At 37.2% G+C, this 18243-nt stretch carries 18 protein-coding genes; 10 read left to right on the forward strand and 8 right to left on the reverse strand.

Annotated features, from left to right (window positions below):
• Positions 1 to 20: 20 nt before the first annotated feature.
• On the reverse strand, positions 21 to 2009 hold the full coding sequence (gene tkt / locus F935_RS07400; protein ID WP_016138341.1) for a transketolase: 1989 nt from the start codon (positions 2007 to 2009) through the stop codon (positions 21 to 23).
• Positions 2010 to 2546: 537 nt separating this feature from the next.
• On the opposite strand from tkt, the gene metK reads away from it, so the two are divergent.
• Positions 2547 to 3713, forward strand: a complete 1167-nt coding sequence (gene metK, locus F935_RS07405; RefSeq protein ID WP_016138342.1) for a methionine adenosyltransferase — start codon at positions 2547 to 2549, stop codon at positions 3711 to 3713.
• A 124-nt stretch (positions 3714 to 3837) separates the two neighbouring features.
• Here metK and F935_RS18880 read toward each other — a convergent pair whose 3' ends face one another.
• Positions 3838 to 4086, reverse strand: a complete 249-nt coding sequence (locus F935_RS18880; protein WP_016138343.1) for a hypothetical protein — start codon at positions 4084 to 4086, stop codon at positions 3838 to 3840.
• Between the two features lie 258 nt (positions 4087 to 4344).
• On the opposite strand from F935_RS18880, the gene F935_RS07415 reads away from it, so the two are divergent.
• Positions 4345 to 4539 carry a hypothetical protein gene (locus F935_RS07415; RefSeq protein WP_016138344.1) on the forward strand — a complete coding sequence of 65 codons (195 nt, stop codon included), beginning with the start codon at positions 4345 to 4347 and terminating at the stop codon, positions 4537 to 4539.
• A 61-nt stretch (positions 4540 to 4600) separates the two neighbouring features.
• Here the strand turns inward: F935_RS07415 and F935_RS07420 are convergent, their stop codons facing one another.
• Entirely contained in the window at positions 4601 to 5164 is a 564-nt protein-coding gene (locus F935_RS07420) for an FxsA family protein (RefSeq protein WP_016138345.1), read from the reverse strand.
• Between the two features lie 496 nt (positions 5165 to 5660).
• Here F935_RS07420 and F935_RS07425 point away from each other — a divergent pair, with 496 nt between their 5' ends.
• A complete protein-coding gene (locus F935_RS07425; protein ID WP_016138346.1) occupies positions 5661 to 6482 on the forward strand; it encodes an OXA-213 family carbapenem-hydrolyzing class D beta-lactamase OXA-269 in 822 nt (273 codons plus the stop codon).
• A gap of 81 nt (positions 6483 to 6563) precedes the next feature.
• On the opposite strand, the gene F935_RS07430 is transcribed toward F935_RS07425, so the two are convergent.
• Both F935_RS07430 and F935_RS07435 read right to left on the reverse strand, forming a co-directional pair.
• Positions 6564 to 7109 (reverse strand): GNAT family N-acetyltransferase, encoded by a 546-nt coding sequence (locus F935_RS07430; RefSeq protein ID WP_016138347.1) that lies wholly within the window; start codon positions 7107 to 7109, stop codon positions 6564 to 6566.
• On the reverse strand, positions 7106 to 7699 hold the full coding sequence (locus F935_RS07435; RefSeq protein ID WP_016138348.1) for a helix-turn-helix domain-containing protein: 594 nt from the start codon (positions 7697 to 7699) through the stop codon (positions 7106 to 7108). Before F935_RS07435 ends, F935_RS07430 begins: the two co-directional genes overlap by 4 nt.
• A gap of 238 nt (positions 7700 to 7937) precedes the next feature.
• On the opposite strand from F935_RS07435, the gene ruvC reads away from it, so the two are divergent.
• On the forward strand, positions 7938 to 8483 hold the full coding sequence (gene ruvC / locus F935_RS07440; protein ID WP_016138349.1) for a crossover junction endodeoxyribonuclease RuvC: 546 nt from the start codon (positions 7938 to 7940) through the stop codon (positions 8481 to 8483).
• 2 nt (positions 8484 to 8485) lie between these two features.
• On the opposite strand, the gene F935_RS07445 is transcribed toward ruvC, so the two are convergent.
• On the reverse strand, positions 8486 to 9946 hold the full coding sequence (locus F935_RS07445) for a bifunctional ADP-dependent NAD(P)H-hydrate dehydratase/NAD(P)H-hydrate epimerase (protein WP_016138350.1): 1461 nt from the start codon (positions 9944 to 9946) through the stop codon (positions 8486 to 8488).
• A gap of 26 nt (positions 9947 to 9972) precedes the next feature.
• Here F935_RS07445 and queG point away from each other — a divergent pair, with 26 nt between their 5' ends.
• Together queG and bioB are read left to right on the forward strand one after the other, a co-directional pair.
• Complete coding sequence (gene queG / locus F935_RS07450; protein WP_016138351.1) at positions 9973 to 11073, forward strand: tRNA epoxyqueuosine(34) reductase QueG; 1101 nt, start codon at positions 9973 to 9975, stop codon at positions 11071 to 11073.
• Positions 11074 to 11160: 87 nt separating this feature from the next.
• On the forward strand, positions 11161 to 12150 hold the full coding sequence (gene bioB / locus F935_RS07455) for a biotin synthase BioB (RefSeq protein WP_016138352.1): 990 nt from the start codon (positions 11161 to 11163) through the stop codon (positions 12148 to 12150).
• A 47-nt stretch (positions 12151 to 12197) separates the two neighbouring features.
• On the opposite strand, the gene F935_RS07460 is transcribed toward bioB, so the two are convergent.
• Both F935_RS07460 and F935_RS07465 read right to left on the reverse strand, forming a co-directional pair.
• Positions 12198 to 12410: a hypothetical protein gene (locus tag F935_RS07460; protein ID WP_016138353.1), complete on the reverse strand. Its 213-nt coding sequence runs from the start codon at positions 12408 to 12410 to the stop codon at positions 12198 to 12200.
• A gap of 63 nt (positions 12411 to 12473) precedes the next feature.
• Entirely contained in the window at positions 12474 to 12824 is a 351-nt protein-coding gene (locus tag F935_RS07465) for a hypothetical protein (protein ID WP_016138354.1), read from the reverse strand.
• A 408-nt stretch (positions 12825 to 13232) separates the two neighbouring features.
• Between F935_RS07465 and F935_RS07470 the strand changes: the two genes are divergently transcribed.
• The 4 genes from F935_RS07470 to F935_RS07485 all read left to right on the forward strand — a co-directional run bounded on the left by F935_RS07470 (position 13233) and on the right by F935_RS07485 (position 18235).
• A complete protein-coding gene (locus F935_RS07470; protein WP_016138355.1) occupies positions 13233 to 13805 on the forward strand; it encodes a fimbrial protein in 573 nt (190 codons plus the stop codon).
• Positions 13806 to 13878: 73 nt separating this feature from the next.
• Positions 13879 to 14622, forward strand: a complete 744-nt coding sequence (locus F935_RS07475) for a fimbrial biogenesis chaperone (protein WP_016138356.1) — start codon at positions 13879 to 13881, stop codon at positions 14620 to 14622.
• Positions 14623 to 14762: 140 nt separating this feature from the next.
• Positions 14763 to 17219, forward strand: a complete 2457-nt coding sequence (locus tag F935_RS07480; RefSeq protein WP_080645718.1) for a fimbria/pilus outer membrane usher protein — start codon at positions 14763 to 14765, stop codon at positions 17217 to 17219.
• A complete protein-coding gene (locus tag F935_RS07485) occupies positions 17216 to 18235 on the forward strand; it encodes a fimbrial protein (protein WP_016138358.1) in 1020 nt (339 codons plus the stop codon). The genes F935_RS07480 and F935_RS07485 overlap by 4 nt, the downstream gene beginning before the upstream one ends.
• The last annotated feature ends 8 nt before the right edge of the window (positions 18236 to 18243 follow it).

Raw genomic sequence — 18243 nt, forward strand, 5'->3', positions numbered from 1 at the left:
TTTTTACACTACTTTAATATTTAAGCAGTTAATTCTTTTACCGCTGCAACAACAGCTTCAGTTGTAATACCAAAGAATTGGAACAAGTCTTTTGCTGGTGCAGACTCACCATAAGTTGTCATACCAATTACTTTGCCATCAAGACCAACAAACTTCCACCAGTAGTCAACATGAGCTGCTTCAACTGCAACACGTGCACGGATATGAGCTGGTAATACAGCTTCACGATATGCAGCGTCTTGTTTCATAAACTCTTCTGCACATGGCATAGAAACTACACGCACGCCGTCAAGTTGAGCATAAGCTTCCATTGCTAAAGAAATTTCAGAACCAGTTGCAATAATGATTGCTTTCAATTCGCCTTTTTCTTGAGCAAGAACGTAACCACCTTTTGCAACATTTTGAATTTGTTCTTCAGAACGTGTTTGGAATGGTAAGTTTTGACGAGAGAAAATAAGTGCTGTAGGGCCATCTTTACGCTCTAAAGCAGATTTCCACGCAGTAGCAGTTTCAACAGTATCAGCAGGACGCCATGTATTTAGGTTCGGTGTACCACGCAAAGAAGCAATTTGTTCGATTGGTTGGTGAGTTGGACCATCTTCACCTAAACCAATTGAATCATGTGTATAAACATGAATTACACGTTGTTTCATCAATGCAGACATACGTACTGCATTACGCGCATATTCCATAAACATTAAGAATGTTGCAACGTAAGGAACAAAACCGCCATGTAATGCAACGCCATTCGCAATTGCAGTCATACCGAACTCACGTACGCCATAGTATACGTAGTTACCAGCTGGGTTTTCTTGAATGCCTTGGCAACCTTTCCAAAGCGTTAAGTTAGAACCCGCTAAGTCAGCAGAACCACCTAGCAATTCAGGCAATAAAGGACCAAATGCTTGTAATGTGTTTTGGCTTGCTTTACGTGTTGCAATTGTCTCGCCTTTCGCATTTGTTTCACGAATGAATGCATCTGCTTGCGCTGCAAATTCTGCTGGTAAGTCACCGCTAATACGACGAAGTAACTCAGCTGCTTCAGTTGGATATTTTGCTTGATACTGTGTAAATACCGCATCCCAAGCTGCTTCAGATTCAGTACCTTTTGCTTTCGCGTCCCATGCAGCATATACATCAGCAGGAATAACGAATGCTTCTTCTTTCCAGCCTAATGCTTCGCGAGTTAAAGTAATCTCATCTTTACCTAATGGCGCACCATGACAGTCTTCTTTACCTTGTTTATTTGGTGAACCTAAACCAATAATAGTTTTACACATAATAATGGTTGGTTTTTGAGTTTCAGCTTTTGCTTCGATTGTTGCTTGACGAATCGCATCAGCATCATGACCATCTACACGAAGAACTTGCCAACCATAGGCTTTAAAACGCTCTTCCGTATCATCGCTGAACCAGCCTTCTACTTCACCATCAATTGAAATGCCATTATCATCATAATAAGCAATCAATTTACCAAGTTGTAAAGTACCTGCTAAAGAACATACTTCGTGAGAAATACCTTCCATTAAACAGCCATCACCTAAGAAACAGTAAGTGAAATGGTCTACAACGTTTAAATCATCTTTATTGAACTGGGCAGCTAAAGTCTTTTCTGCCAATGCAAAACCAACAGCATTAGCAATACCTTGACCTAAAGGACCAGTCGTTGTTTCGATACCTGGTGCATAACCATATTCAGGGTGACCAGGAGTTTTTGAATGTAATTGACGGAACTGTTTTAAATCTTCAATTGAAAGATCATAACCTGTTAAATGAAGCAAAGCGTATTGCAACATTGAGCCATGGCCGTTTGATAAAACGAAACGGTCGCGGTTTGCCCATTGTGGATTAGTTGGGTTGTGATTTAAAAACTCGCGCCAGACGACGTCAGCAATATCTGCCATCCCCATTGGAGCACCAGGATGCCCTGAGTTTGCCTGTTGCACAGCATCCATTGCCAATACACGAATTGCATTTGCAATACGACGTTCGTTTAAAGGGGTCGCCATAAGATCAGAATCCAATTTTAATAGATTGATGAAAAGAAGAAGATGAATAACAATTCAATGCCGCTATATTGTCTTAAAAAAAAGGCTGAGGGTAAACCCCAACATAGTATATTTCTTTATTTTTAACCGTTTCTTGGTTACACAAAAAACATTTGCACCTTTAAGTTATACAAAACAGTGCTCATTTCTTAAATACTACTCCAATATGCGAGCAGGCAGTTCTATTAGACTTTGATATATAGATAAAATATTTTGAAATCTCTATTTAGATCGATCATGTTTCTTTTCTTTAAAATCCGACTTGTAAGGCATCATCTTTTTGTTAAGTCATATGTCTAAAAAACGCACTAATAACAAATTATTAAAATACCAATACTTTAAATAAACATTCTTTATATCAATTTTACTAATACACTTATCAATTAAAACACAGTATAAATGAAACAAATTCATGCTTTTTGGTCAGTATGAACTGGTCCTCAAGCTCAAGTCGATGTAACATATTATGTCTTTTGAAATAACCAAGATAGGACTTTCATGCGCGAGTACGCTGTTTTTACCTCGGAATCTGTAAGCGAAGGTCATCCCGATAAAATGGCCGACCAAATTAGCGACGCTATTTTGGATGCAATCTTAAAAGAAGACCCATACGCACGTGTTGCATGTGAAACACTGGTAAAAACAGGCGCTGTTGTACTTGCTGGTGAAGTAACAACGACTGCTAATATTGATGTTGAAGCTGTTGTTCGTAATACCGTTAACGGTATTGGATATCATCACTCTGATCTTGGCTTTGATGGATCAACATGTGCTGTAATCAATATGATTGGTAAACAATCACCTGAGATTGCACAAGGTGTAGACCGTCAAAAACCTGAAGATCAAGGTGCCGGTGACCAAGGTTTGATGTTCGGTTACGCAAGCCGTGAAACAGATGTGTTAATGCCTGCTCCGATTTCTTATGCTCACCGTTTAATGGAACGTCAGGCTGAACTTCGTCGCTCAGGCGCACTTCCATGGTTACGCCCAGATGCAAAAAGCCAAGTTACTTTTGCATATGAAAATGGCAAGCCTGTACGTTTAGATGCAGTCGTTTTGTCTACTCAACATGATCCTGAAATTACTCAAAGCCAGCTTAAAGAAGCGATCATTGAAGAGATTATCAAGCCGATCATTCCTGCTGAAATGTTCCATGCTGCGACTAAGTTCCATATTAACCCAACTGGCATGTTCGTTATTGGCGGACCTGTGGGTGACTGTGGTTTAACAGGTCGTAAAATTATTGTTGATACATACGGTGGTATGGCTCGTCACGGCGGTGGTGCTTTCTCTGGTAAAGATCCATCTAAAGTTGACCGTTCTGCTGCATATGCTGGTCGTTATGTTGCAAAGAATATTGTAGCTGCTGGCCTTGCTGACAAATGTGAAATTCAGGTGAGTTACGCAATTGGTGTAGCAGAACCTACTTCAATTTCAATTAATACATTTGGTACAGCAAAAGTTTCTGATGAGTTGATTATTCAACTTGTACGTGATCATTTCGACTTAAGACCGTTTGGTATTACTCGTATGCTGGATCTTATTCAGCCAATGTATAAACAAACTGCGGCTTATGGCCACTTTGGTCGCGAAGGATCAGACACAGCATTTACATGGGAAAAAACTGATAAAGTTGAAGCTCTTAAAGATGCTGCTGGCCTTTAATATAAAGTCATAAAAAAGCCCGCCAATGAGCGGGCTTTTTTATAATTCAAATTTCATAATATGTAGGGTTTACTCTTCTAGCAACCATCCTTGATGCCATATCATTTGTAGCTCTGAACAAAATTTATTGCCTTGTCGTTTTATCATCCTGATTTAGCACATCAAGTAATGTTGACTGCATTGGTGTATCTTGATGGTTCTGGACATAAATATGGACAACTTTAAATACGACGACAACCGCTAGACAAGCCATCACACAAAACATCCACAAACCATATGGGCTTCGAATATGTTGCGAGCCACAATATGGACATGATTTATCAGTTGATGCCACAACTTTGTCGCAACACGCACAATGGTATTGATATAGCATAGGTAACCCTCCTTCCCTCATTTCAACCGTTGTTTTTTTAATAGGTTTGCTGCATTTTTAATTTATACATCCTTTATATTTATCCTATGTGAAATGAAAAGATAATTCAATCTGAATGAACAATTGAGTCAATTAAAAAATATTATTAAAATACAAAAAGATAAGTTAAATATTATTTTTTTGGCACTATTTTTCTTATTTTGATATTTTGCCAAATTTGCTAAAATAAGCGAATAATCTCACATTTTAGGCAATTGCATGTCTCATACACAGCTCATTAATAAGGGTGGCTTTCGCGAAAGAGCAAACCGAAGTCGAGGTTATCAACAATCTGAAAACAAGCAAACCGCTCTACCTTCAAATAAATATCAACCGCAGTCGAAACCACAAGAAGAAATTCAATTAGAAATAGACGATAGTGATTCATCTACTTCGGTTTCTCAGAATAAATAATAATTTTAAAATAAAAAAAAGCTTAAACCTTATGGGTTTAAGCTTTTTCATAACACACTTATTAATCTTTATTTTTATGCTCTATTTTTTTGTGGTCTGGAGTAACATCTCTCGCTTCACCATCAATAATGTTTGAATCATGGTATTGGCCTTGGCTACCGCCCTGCTGATTCTGCATATCTTGTATTTGACGCATTAAATCAGCAAATGGATTTTGTCCCGAAGCATTGCCGCCCATACCACCCATCATTTTATTCATCATAGCTTGTTGGCGTTTAGCAAGAGTTCTCATCGCTATATTACGAAATGCAGTTTGAACACCAGGGATCAAAATTAAAACCGCCAAAACATCAGATACGAGGCCTGGCAACATTAATAAGAAACCTGCAAAAGCATAAGCAAGTTTTTTAGTTACTGTTGGGTCACTACCTAGCTGGCCTGTCATCTGCATTTGCTGTAATTGAGGCATGATACCAGCAGTACTTCTGCGAATAAGCCCAAAACCAATAAAGAAAGCAATAATGAACCAAAAGAACACATACCATCCACTGATGAACTGTGCTACGCCAATCCATACGGCAATTTCAACAATCGCGCCCAGAACCACAATAAGAAGTAAATTCATTTAAAACTTTATCTATCTCAAAAAGAAAATTCATTGCAGTTTTATTTGACCTAACCCTATCTAAGTTTCCAATAAGGATTAAGCATTCCTCTTAACTCTGATTGTTCTGTCTAATTCTAAAAAATTAACAAAAGCTATTACATCGATAAGAGTCTGCAATACTGGTGTACATTTGATTTTAACTCGATAAAAACAAACATGCTTTCTTATTAATGAGTGCTGTATCAACTTTATCAAGTGCCACTTCAATCAGATTTTAAATTTTTTACTCTATTGGAGCGAAAATCTCTTCAAAAAGAACGTATTTAGTCAAATAAAGTCTTATTTACTTAGTAAAGCTCAGACTGTTCCTTTATTTCCGCTTTACCTTTAGAGAACTTTAGAAGTCATACTGACATAGAGACCTTCCTAAATAGCTTACATTTTATCTATCTAAAAACAGTTTTATTCAAGTTAAATTAATTAATATTACTTCAAATTAAACTTAGTCAAAATTATGTATAAAAAAGTCCTTATCGTGGCAACAACTACTCTATTTTTATCTGCCTGCTCTTCTAAGACGGTAAAACAACATCAAATACACTCTATTTCTGCCAATCAAAATTCAGAAGAAATTAAATCACTGTTTGATCAGGCGCAGACTACGGGGGTTTTGGTGATTAAGCGTGGGCAAACAGAAGAAATTTATGGTAATGATTTGAAAAGATCATCAACCGAATATGTTCCCGCCTCTACCTTTAAAATATTGAATGCTTTAATTGGACTTGAACATCATAAGGTAACAACAACTGAAGTGTTTAAATGGGATGGGCAAAAGCGTTTATTTCCTGATTGGGAAAAGGACATGACACTGGGCGATGCCATGCAAGCTTCTGCTATTCCAGTTTATCAAAAATTAGCCCGAAGAATTGGCCTGGATCTTATGTCTAAAGAGGTGAAACGAGTTGGTTTCGGTAATGCGGACATTGGTTCACGAGTAGATAATTTTTGGCTTGTTGGTCCACTCAAAATTACACCTCTGCAAGAAGCCGAATTTGCTTATGAATTAGCTCATAAAACTCTTCCATTTAGCAAAAATGTACAAGAACAAGTTCAGTCACTGGTGTTCATAGAAGAAAAAAATGGACGTAAAATTTACGCAAAAAGTGGTTGGGCATTGGATATTGATCCACAAGTTGGTTGGTTAACAGGCTGGGTCGTTCAACCACAAGGAGAAATTGTGGCATTCTCACTTAATTTAGAAATGAAAAAAGGAACTCCTAGCATTATTCGTAAAGAAATTACTTATAAAGGATTAGAACAACTGGGTATCTTATAAGTTAAACTCTATAGCCCAGTTTATATCTCACATTATAAACTGGGCTATTTTTTTTTAAACTTGAAATTTGAGCTTTATGATTTACCCATCAACTGGCTGATGTGGTGTATTTAAATTTAACTGATAAAAAGCAGCATCTAGCCATTGTCCAAACTTAAATCCGACTTGCTTAAAAGTACCTGCATGGATAAAGCCCATTTTTTCATGTAAACCGATGCTTGCCTGATTGGTCGCATCAATACAACCAATCAATACATGTAGCTCAGCTTCTTGAGCACGTTTAATCAACTCTTGCATTAAAATTTTACTTAGTCCGCTACCACGATGAGCGTGATGAATATAAATACTATGTTCAACAGTATATTTATAGGCAGGAAAAGCCCTAAAAGTTCCCCAGCTCGCAAAACCCAATAACTTGTCTGTTTCATCAACAATCCCAATCACGGGAAAACCATTTTCTCTTTTAACTGAGAACCAGTTTTTCATCGACTCTTGGGAACGCGGCAAATAGTCATATAGAGCAGTAGAGTTAATGATTGCCTCATTCAGAATCTCTAATATAGCCCCTGAATGTTCTGCTTCATTACAATCAATTAAACGAAAATTAGAATTGAGGGAATAGGTCATAAAGATTCCTTAACAGCAGAGACGAGTTGACTAGAGACGACTAAAATGTAGCGAGCGACTTGAGATAAATTATTGCTGTATATAACGGGCTGGTTGAGTTGCATTGCCAAGCAATCCCCTTTACTTAAAGCATAAGAAGATTCACCTAATTGAATATCAATTTTCCCTTCAACTACCCAGAGTTGCTGTTGTACTACCTTTGAGGTTTCACTAATTTCATAAGTAATTCGTGAGTGAGGGGGAAATTCAATTTCAACAATTTGAAATGGAGTTTTCCAATTTGGAGGTGAAATTTGACGGCGAATATAGCCAGTTTCTGGGTCTTTCCATTCTGATTGTTGACTACGGCGAACAATAGGCTGAGGTGAGTGATCACTTTGTTGGTTAGCAAAGAGTTGAGTTAAAGGCACCCCTAAACCGTTTGCTAGCTTTTCAAGAACAACCGCTGTTGGACTCGCCTCACCTCTTTCAATTAAAGAAATTGCAGAGCGGCTTACTTGACATCGTGTAGCAAGAACATCAAGGGTGTATCCACGAGCTAAACGCAATTCACGTACTTGTTGTGCGATGCGAATATTAATATCTTCCATACACCCACAAACTTCCATTCCAAAATTATAGATAAATATTCCACTAAACTAGAATATTGTCAATTATTAAAGAATTTCATTGTTTGGAAAATTTTGAAACCTTTTCTTCTTAGTCACCCAAATAGAATCTATTTAAAAAACGAAAAATAACCACTCATAGGTGACTTACTTAAATAACTCATGCAGATCGTATTTTGGTATGTAACAATACCTTTAAATTATTTATGTAAGCCTTCGCATGTCTTTGATTATTGGGATTGATCCTGGTTCACGCTTAACAGGTTATGGAATCATTGAAAAAGATGGTAGCAAACTACGTTTTATCGATGCAGGTACTATCCGAACAGAAACTAAGGAAATGCCCGAACGCTTAAAACGTATTTTTGCTGGTATTGAACGTATTGTTAAATTTCATGGTCCAACTGAAGCTGCCGTCGAGCAAGTCTTTATGGCTCAGAACCCTGATTCGGCTCTAAAACTTGGTCAAGCACGTGGTGCTGCAATAGCAGCTTTGGTCAATTTAGATTTACAAGTTGCAGAATATACTGCCCGTCAAATTAAACAGTCCGTAGTTGGTTATGGCGCTGCGGATAAAGAACAAGTACAAATGATGGTCATGCGATTACTTAATCTAACCGTTAAACCTCAATCCGATGCAGCCGATGCACTAGCAGCAGCAATTTGCCATGCTCATGCATCTGGAAGTATGAGCAAACTTTCTGTCCTTAATGCCTTGGGTGGCATGGCGCGTGGACGAAGCCGCTCTAGCAGTCGTAGACGTTAAACTTATTGATTTACAACCTGAGTAATTGCTTCATTCATTTGATAAGCCTGTAAACCTCGCATACCTTGTTTTGCAAGTTGATCTCCTGCCTGAGCATGAAGAGTAACAATCTCATGTAATGCAATACCTTTGTGGAACTGGGCTTTTAAGCTTGCAATCATTCCAGCCAGTACATCTCCCATTCCACCAGTTCCCATACCAGCATTACCTTCGGTACAAATATACAAGTCATCCTCTAAAATTAAGCTACCCGCGCCCTTAAGCACCCACTGACCTGCATATTTATGTTGCAAGGCATAAATTGCAGCAATTCGGTCATTTTCAATTTGCGCTGTAGAACAACCAAGTAAGGTAGCAGCCTCTCCTGGATGAGGCGTTAAATAAAAATGCGCACCCAATTTTTGAGGCTGTTTAGCTAGAAACCATAAAGCATCTGCATCTAAAACAGTTTCTAGGTGTGTACTCTGATTTAACAAATTAAACCATTGTTGATAAATTTGCTTTGCCCAATCATCACGTCCTAACCCCATTCCAAAACATACTGCATCGACCTGAGACAAAATCTCTTTAATATCCTTTTCATCGAACCCATTAATATCACGAAGCATAATATTAGGAGCTCGCGACAAAATAGCCTGATGATGCTTTTGATGACAAACCACTGTGACTTTACCTGCACCTGCATGAAAAGCAGCTTCGGCAGCCATAATCACAGCACCGCCCATCTGTTCATGACCACCAACCACTAAAACATGCCCATAGCTCCCTTTATGACCAAATGCCATACGTTTAGGAAGTCTAATATTTGTAGGTGCCAAATAAGCTAATGGTTTCAGTTCTTGGTCGATAGGAATTAAATCAATTAAATGGAGCTCGCCTGTATATTCTTTACCTTGACCTGTAAATAATCCGGCTTTAAGTCCTAAAACAGTAAATGTATGATCAGCTCGTATTGCACAAGGTAAAGTACAGCCTGTATTTGCATGTAAACCACTCGGTATATCAATCGAAATTTTTAAACCAGTTTGTTCATTAAATTGTTGAATAGCCTGTTGCCAATTAGTATTTAATTCGCGATTTAAGCCTATGCCAAATAGAGCATCAATATGACAATCAAATGTTTTTTTAATATCAAAATTTGAATGAATTTGAACTTTCTTTTCTATAGCAAATTGCGCAGCACAATGTAAATCATTTGACTCACCCAATTGAGCCGCAAATATTTCAACGTGAAATCCAGCTTGTTTTAGATAACTTGCTATAAAGTAGCCATCACCTGCGTTATTGCCTTGCCCACACCAAACAGCAATCTTATTAATAGTACGATCTTTAAAAAGCTTGATGAACTGCTGAGCGATTGACCAAGCTGCTTGTTGCATTAAACCTAATGAAGAGTTTTGTGCAGCAAACCAACGTTGCTCCCATGCTCGAATATCATCGCTATGGTAAACTACCACCTGCATATTATTATCCTCTTGCATTTTGGTTTATGACATCTTCCGATACATCACGCATTGCAGTGCAACAACTTGATCCACATGAATTAAAAGCATGGATCAAAGCTCAAGCATTAGACCTAGGTTTTGCTGATTGTGTCATTGCAAAACCAGATGCTCAAGAGCAAATGCCACGTTTTTTGGAATATCTTGAACGTGGTTATCATGCAGACATGACCTATTTAGAAGAAAATCTAGAAAAACGAGCCGACCCTACATTATTAGTTCTCGGCACAAAAAGTATTATTTGTGTCCGTATGAACTATCTTGTCGAATCTCCAAAACCTCGATATGTACCTTTCGAACCAAACTCTGCGATTATTGCTCGTTATGCACGTGGCCGTGATTACCATAAAGTCATGCGTGGCAGATTGAAAACTTTAGCAACACGAATTCGTGAAAAAGTCGGCGATTTTGAATCTCGTCCTTTTGCCGATTCGGCGCCTATTTTTGAAAAATCGTTGGCTGAAAGTGCAGGCATGGGTTGGACAGGTAAACATACTTTGCTTATTCACAAAAAATCAGGTTCTTTTTTTGTATTAGGCGAGCTCTTTACATCACTCGATTTACCTTTCGATAAACCTGCAACAGCACATTGTGGTTCTTGTAGCGCTTGTATTGATATTTGCCCGACACAAGCGATTGTCGAACCTTATATGCTAGATGCAAGGCGGTGCATTGCTTATTTAACTATCGAATACAAAGGAATTATTGCTGAAGAATTACGTGCAGGTATTGGTAACCGAATTTTTGGTTGTGATGACTGCCAATTAATTTGCCCATGGAACAGTTTTGCCAAAACTGCGTCCATTAGTGATTTCAACCCTAGAAATGGATTAGACAATATTAGTCTACTGGATATCTGGCAGTGGGATGAAGCCACTTTTTTAGCCAATACAGAAGGTAGTCCTATCCGCCGGACAGGTTATCAATCATTTAAACGTAATATTGCCATCGGATTAGGTAATGCGCCCTATTCAGCGAAAATTGTAGATCAGCTACACAAAGGCAAAGTTTTGCATGATGATATTGTGAATGTGCATATTGATTGGGCAATTGAACAACAACTCAACCAACTTCAGCTATCAAATTAAAAAAATGATGTTTTTTGCCCTATAGCTTTAATACGAATTCTGTATGATTATGTGTAGTGAATTAATGCCATCATCATGGATATGACAATGACTCTACGTAATGATTGGAATCGTGAAGAAATCCAAGCTTTATATGAACAACCCTTCTTGGATTTAGTTTTCAAGGCTCAGCAAGTACATCGCGAGCACTTCACTGCCAATGCGATTCAGGTCAGCACCCTTTTATCGATTAAAACGGGTAAATGCCCTGAAGATTGCAAGTACTGCTCACAATCTGCACATTACGAATCAAAATTAGAAGCAGAAAAACGTATTGCTGTAGAAAAAGTGATTAGCGAAGCAAAAGCTGCAAAAGATTCAGGTTCTTCACGTTTTTGTATGGGCGCAGCTTGGCGTAACCCACATGAACGCGATATGCCTTATGTTTTAGAAATGGTACGTGAAGTAAAAGCTTTAGGTATGGAAACATGCATGACTTTAGGCATGCTTAACCAATCTCAAGCAGAGCGCCTACAAGTTGCTGGTTTAGATTATTATAACCACAACCTAGATACATCTCGTGAGTACTACTCTCACATTATTAGCACACGTACTTTTGATGATCGTTTAAATACTCTAGATTATGTTCGCCAAGCTGGCATGAAAGTTTGTAGTGGCGGTATTGTAGGTCTAGGCGAAAGCCGTGATGACCGTGTTGGTTTATTACATGAATTAGCGACCCTACCAATTCATCCTGAATCTGTACCAATTAACATGCTTGTTCCAATTGAAGGAACACCTTTAGCAGATGTTGAAAAGCTTGATGTAATTGAGTGGATCCGCACTATTGCGGTTGCACGTATTATTATGCCGCATAGCTATATTCGTTTATCTGCTGGTCGTGAGTCATTAAGTGATTCAGATCAAGCATTAGCATTTATGGCAGGTGCAAACTCATTATTCTCTGGTGATAAGTTACTTACTACACCAAATGCAGGTGAAGGTAAAGACCAAGCTTTGTTTAATAAACTAGGCTTAACTGCAGAAAAACCAAAACCAACAGTTGCTGACTTATCAGTAAATGCCATGAGCGCATAACTTAAGACAGTAAAATAAAAAAGCCCTGATTGTTCAGGGCTTTTTATTTAAACAGAAGTAACTAAAAGTCCATAAGTGGCATTAAGAAATGTCCCTACTCGAATAATGTCTTTTCCCGCTGCATGCGTTACAGACAACTCTTGGCTCACTACATCAAAATTAAAAGAATCAAAAATATCTTGATGATGCAAAAGCCAAGTCACGGTATCTGCTAAATTATCATCTGCAATATAAGTTAAGGCCTTAAAGTCTTTACTCATAAATCACTCTTAAAAATAAATTTTATGAATTTTATATGAGTTAACTCTACCTTAAAAGCAAATCTAAGCTGCTTTAGGGTTCACTAACGAACCACCAGACAATAAGCTTGTCAAAGCTTGGGGTGAAAACTCCAATGAGAGCACATGATTCTTGAGATTAACTGAGTGCTTACTAATCAATGGAAGCAACCCTTCTTCTGTTTCAAAGACGTATTCATCTGCAATATTTAAGATACCCTCAAGATTAGTTGTACTTGAGGCAAGATCATGACTAAAGATGTCATAAATCGTTTGTAAGTTAAACGTTGTCTGCTGCTCCGTTGGGTGCTTAATAAGATAATCCTTTAAAAACAGAACGAGTTTATGAGCAAAGAAAAAGTAATTAGGTTTATAGCTATACTTGATACTATTCATGGAACGGAACTCCAGATTATCTTTTATTGAATTACAACTAAAACAGTAGGAATTGAATCTTAAAAAATTCTTAAAAAATAAACATATTCACAAGATAAAATTAAAAATATTTTTATTGTTTAAAAACAAATAGTTATACAAATAAAACAAACTTGTTTCATCAAAAACATATTAAAGCTAGATTAATTTAATAAAATACAAATACTTAAATATTACAAGTTTTTTAATTTTATTTTAAAAATAAATCATTCAGTATTTTACCAACTGATAAAAATTATAATTCAAAAATATTTATTTATAAAAAAGCCGATCAAAATATATATAAATATAATGTTTTTCTTGTTTTTTGGTTGAAAAGTGATATATTTCCTTCGCCTTACTTAAGCAGAATAAACTTGCTTAAAAGTAATGGATTTTATTTTAAAAAGCTATTCTGGGGATTTTATGAAAAAGTTTATTTTTATAGCGGCAGTTTCTCTCTTAAATATAACAAATGCACAAGCTGCAGATGGCACAATTACTATTAATGGTCTTGTTACGGATAATACTTGTACTATTGATACTGGAGATAAAAATCTAACAATTAATTTACCTACAGTTTCATCTCAAACTTTAAAAAATGCAGGTGATGTCGCTGGTCGCACACCATTTCAAATTAATTTAACGAACTGTTCTTCTGCTGGTAAAGTAGCCACTTATTTTGAACCGGGCGCTACCGTTGACTTTAATACAGGTCGTTTATTAAACCAAGCAACTTCAGGTGCGGCAACAAACGTGAATATCCAGTTGCTAGGTAGTAATAACGCTGTAATCCCTGTCCTCGCTACAAGCACAAATGGAACTCAGACCAACTCACAATGGGTGAATGTTTCAGCAGGTGGTGATGCTGACCTTAACTATTATGCTGAGTATTATGCTACAGGTGCTTCTACTGCTGGTACGGTAACGTCTCAAGTAAAATACACCATTATTTATCAATAAAATTAAAATTGAAGCTTCTATTTAAAGATAGAAGCTATCTCCTATCTATTATTCATTATTGAGAATATGACTCATGCTTTTTCGTGGTCGTAAGTTTTTTTGGGGATTAGTTTGCCTACAGGTAGCACTGACTACCACAGGTCATACTGAAATTATTTTACATGGAACTCGTGTCATTTATCCTTCAAATGCACGTGAAATCACATTACAACTGAGTAATAACGGTACAGCTCCGTCTCTTGTTCAGGCTTGGATTGATGATGGAAATGCAAAGTTAACTCCAGATGAAGCAAATGTCCCTTTTATTATTACCCCCCCGATTTCACGAGTAGAAGCAACTAAAGGCCAAACTTTAAGAATTACAGCTCTACCTAATTCTTCTCAATTAAATCAGCAACAAGAATCCATTTTTTGGCTTAATGTTTTAGATATACCTCCGAAACCCGAAGGTAAAACTCAACAAGACCAAACTACCCCAATTTCTAATAATTTTTTACAGCTCGCTGTTCGTTCGCGAATTAAATTTTTTTACCGCCCTATAAATCTAAAAGAAAATATTGAACAACTAAATGAGAAAGTTCAATGGAAAATAAATGATCAATATCTAGTAGTGAAGAACCCAACACCATTTTTCCTCACTCTTACCTCCATTTTCCAAGGAAGTGGAAGTCATAAAACAGACTTATTACAACAAGGTTTAATGGTTGCCCCTTTTTCCGAAGATAAAATAAAACTAAAAAATAAAAATCTAGCAGATATGAGTTTTGTATATATCAATGATTATGGTGGAAGAGTTGAGCACCCAATAAAGTTTTAACCTTACTGTATTAATGAAAAAAACCTAAATACCTATCATGAATAGGCTCTAAAACTATGTCTAAATGGTTTATACCTTATATATGTTTAAAAAGCCCTTTTACTTGTTATGTGGCCTCAACTATTGCGTTATTTATGCCTTTGGCTGCATATGCTGAAAATAATGTGGATGTTTCAGGTTTCTCAAGAGCAGAGTTTGATAGCAATTTTTTAGTCGGTAATGCGCAAAAAATTGATATTGGTCGTTTCAAATATGGAAACCCTATCTTAGCTGGGGAATATAGCTTAGATGTCTATATAAATGGTCAATGGCTGGGTAAACGGCGCATGCACTTTAATGCCAGCTCTCCTAACGTAAATGCTGAAACCTGTTTTACAGAAGCCATGTTACTAGAATATGGCGTAAAAGCTGATGTGCTTAGCCAACATTCTCATACATCCTCTCTTTCTTGTGATGCACTAGGTCATTGGATAGATAATGCTTTTTATTTATTTGATAGCTCTCGTTTACGAATTGATATTTCTATCCCCCAAATCACATTAGAAAAAAATGCACAGGGCTATATCGATCCGCATCTTTGGGATCGAGGTATTAATGCAGCTTTTTTGACATATAACACGACTGCTTATCGGATAGTTAACGAACAACATGAAAGTACATATGCTTTTATGGGGACTAATCTTGGAGCAAATTTAGCAAGTTGGCAATTTCGCCATAATGGACAATGGAAATGGCAAAGCCAATCCGACTCACAACCTAATAATTCTTCTTATACATCAACAAATACATATATACAAAAAGCATTTCCAAAAATTAATGGTGTTGTGACTTTAGGCGATTATTTTACTAATAGTGATTTTATCGATGCTTTACCGTATCGCGGCGTAAATATTTCAAGTGATGACCGAATGCTTCCAAACAGTATGCTCGGTTATGCTCCCAGAGTGAGAGGTTATGCAAAAACCAATGCGAAAGTCGAGGTTAGACAACAAGGCAACTTAATTTATCAGACAACAGTACCACCCGGAAACTTTGAAATTAATGATCTTTACCCAACAGGATTTGGAGGTGAGCTACAAGTTTCAGTAATTGAATCTAATGGCATAATCCAGAAATTCGCTATTCCCTATGCTTCTGTCGTCGAAATGCTACGTCCGCAAATGAGTCGATACTCTTTCACTTTAGGGCAGTTTCGAGATTCAAACCTTGGCCTAAATCCGTGGCTGATACAAGGTAAATATCAACGGGGAATTAATAATTACCTCACCACTTACAGTGCAGTTCAAGCAACGCAACAATATCTCTCCTTATTACTAGGCACGGCTTTTTCAACACCTATTGGAGCGATTTCTTTTGATGCGACTCAGTCAAAAGCTGAGTTTGATCATCAACCTAAAATGACTGGGCAAAGTTATCGTTTAAGCTACAGTAAGTTATTTTCTCCAACAAATACTAATTTAACATTAGCTACTTATCGCTATTCAACTGAAAACTACCTGAAATTGCACGATGCAATTTTAATTCAAGATTTACAACAACAAAATATTGACAGCTTCTCTGTAGGCAAACAAAAAAGTGAATTCCAGATTACTTTAAATCAAGTGCTTCCAAAACAATGGGGAAATTTTTACTTAGTCGGTTCATGGATAAATTATTGGAATCAACCCACGGCCAATAAACAGTTCCAATTAGGTTATAGCAATCAATTTAAAGATTTAACTTATAGTTTATCTGCAATGAGCAGCGAGATTGAAGAAGACGGTGCTCACACAGGACAAGATACACAGTACCTTGCTTCTTTATCTTTTCCACTAGATTTTAAGAAAACTTCTCTGACTTTTAATAGTGTTATTGGTGATGACAGTCAGATTTTAAGCTTTAGTGGCTTTACAGGGAATCGCTTAAACTACGGCGCATCAATTTCTAATCAGGAGCATGATCAAACCAACCTAAATATTAATGGTACCTATAAAACAAACTATACAACACTTGGTGCTTCATTCAGTCACGCAGATTCATACCAACAAGAAATGCTTAGCTTCAGTGGCAATGTTGTTGCACATTCTAAAGGAATTTTGTTTGGGCCAGATCAAGGTCAAACCATGGTGTTGGTCTATGCGCCGGATGCTACTGGAGCACAAGTCGGTAATACACCTGGGCTAAGTATTAACAAAAACGGATATGCCGTTATTCCGTATGTTACACCTTACCGTATGAATGACATTAGTCTTGACCCACAAGGCATGTCTACCCAAGTTGAACTTGCCGAAAGTAGTTTACGGATTGCCCCCTACGCAGGCTCGATTACTAAAGTTCAATTCTCAACAAAAAAAGGTTATGCACTTTTTATTAGTACAACAACATTAGATGGTTCACATCTACCTTTTGCCGCACAGGTATATAACCAGAATAACGAAGTAATAGGCATTGTCGCACAAGGCAGTCGCATTTATTTACGAACACCCCTAACCCATGACCGTTTATATGTGAAATGGGGAAATACGAGTACTGAAAAATGCGAGATTGAATACGATATAGCGGATCAAATAAAACATAACAACCAACCAATTATTATGACAAAGGCAGTCTGTAAATGAATAATATTTTAAAAAAAATTGGATTTTTAGTAATGAGTCTATTTGCTTATAGCCATACAAATGCAAATTGTAATTTAAGTAAAGGATTTACTACCGTCGATATTCCGATGACGATAGGTAAAATCGTAGTAAAACCAAATGATCCAATAGGAACGATCTTACAAAAGAATACTTTTACAATCTCTCCTAATAATTCGACTGCAACTTGTAATCGTGCGAGTGATCAAATTATTGCAGCTCTCCCCTTAAATTATCCAATTAGCCCAATAGGCAATAATGTTTATGCGACTAATATTCCAGGAATTGGTATTCGTCTTTATCGCGAAGCTGCCGATGCTTCAGATTTTTCCGGATATTATCCTTATAGACGTACATTAACACCCAATCAAACATATACACTTTCCCCTGGGTATTTTGTTATGGAGGTTATTAAAACAGCCATGACAACTGGTTCTGGAGCACTAGTCGCAGGCCGTTACAGTACCTATTACGTATCAGGACAACAGAACCGCCCATTTTTAACCACTACTGTATTAAGTAATGCCCCTATTCTTATTGCTTCTTCATCTTGTGAAATTCAAAATGGTGTAGATTCACCAGTTCAACTTCCAACTGTGATGAAATCAGGCTTTAGAGCGATTGGGTCAACCCAAGGGGAACAGAATTTTAATCTATCGATCTTATGTAATGGCGGCGAAAATAACTCTGGTATCGCTACGAGCAATACGATCAGCTTAAGTTTTGATTATAATTCTGACACCTCAAATAATCAGGTGATTAACAACAGTGCTGCGAATTCAATAAAAGCTAACGGTGTGGGTGTTGAACTGTTATGGAATATGAATGGAGCAAATAAACCGATTCAAAAAGCAAGCAAACTCAATATAGGTATGGTGAGTTCCAACCAAACTGTTGAATATGATGTTCCTTTAACTGCTCGTTATTATCAGACTGCCACCAATGTGACCGCAGGTGAGGTTAAAGCCACAGCGACGGTGACCATTCAATATGATTAACGACCCTC

Origin of the sequence: Acinetobacter calcoaceticus ANC 3811 (genome assembly GCF_000399665.1) — a bacterium.
GTDB lineage: Bacteria > Pseudomonadota > Gammaproteobacteria > Pseudomonadales > Moraxellaceae > Acinetobacter > Acinetobacter calcoaceticus_B.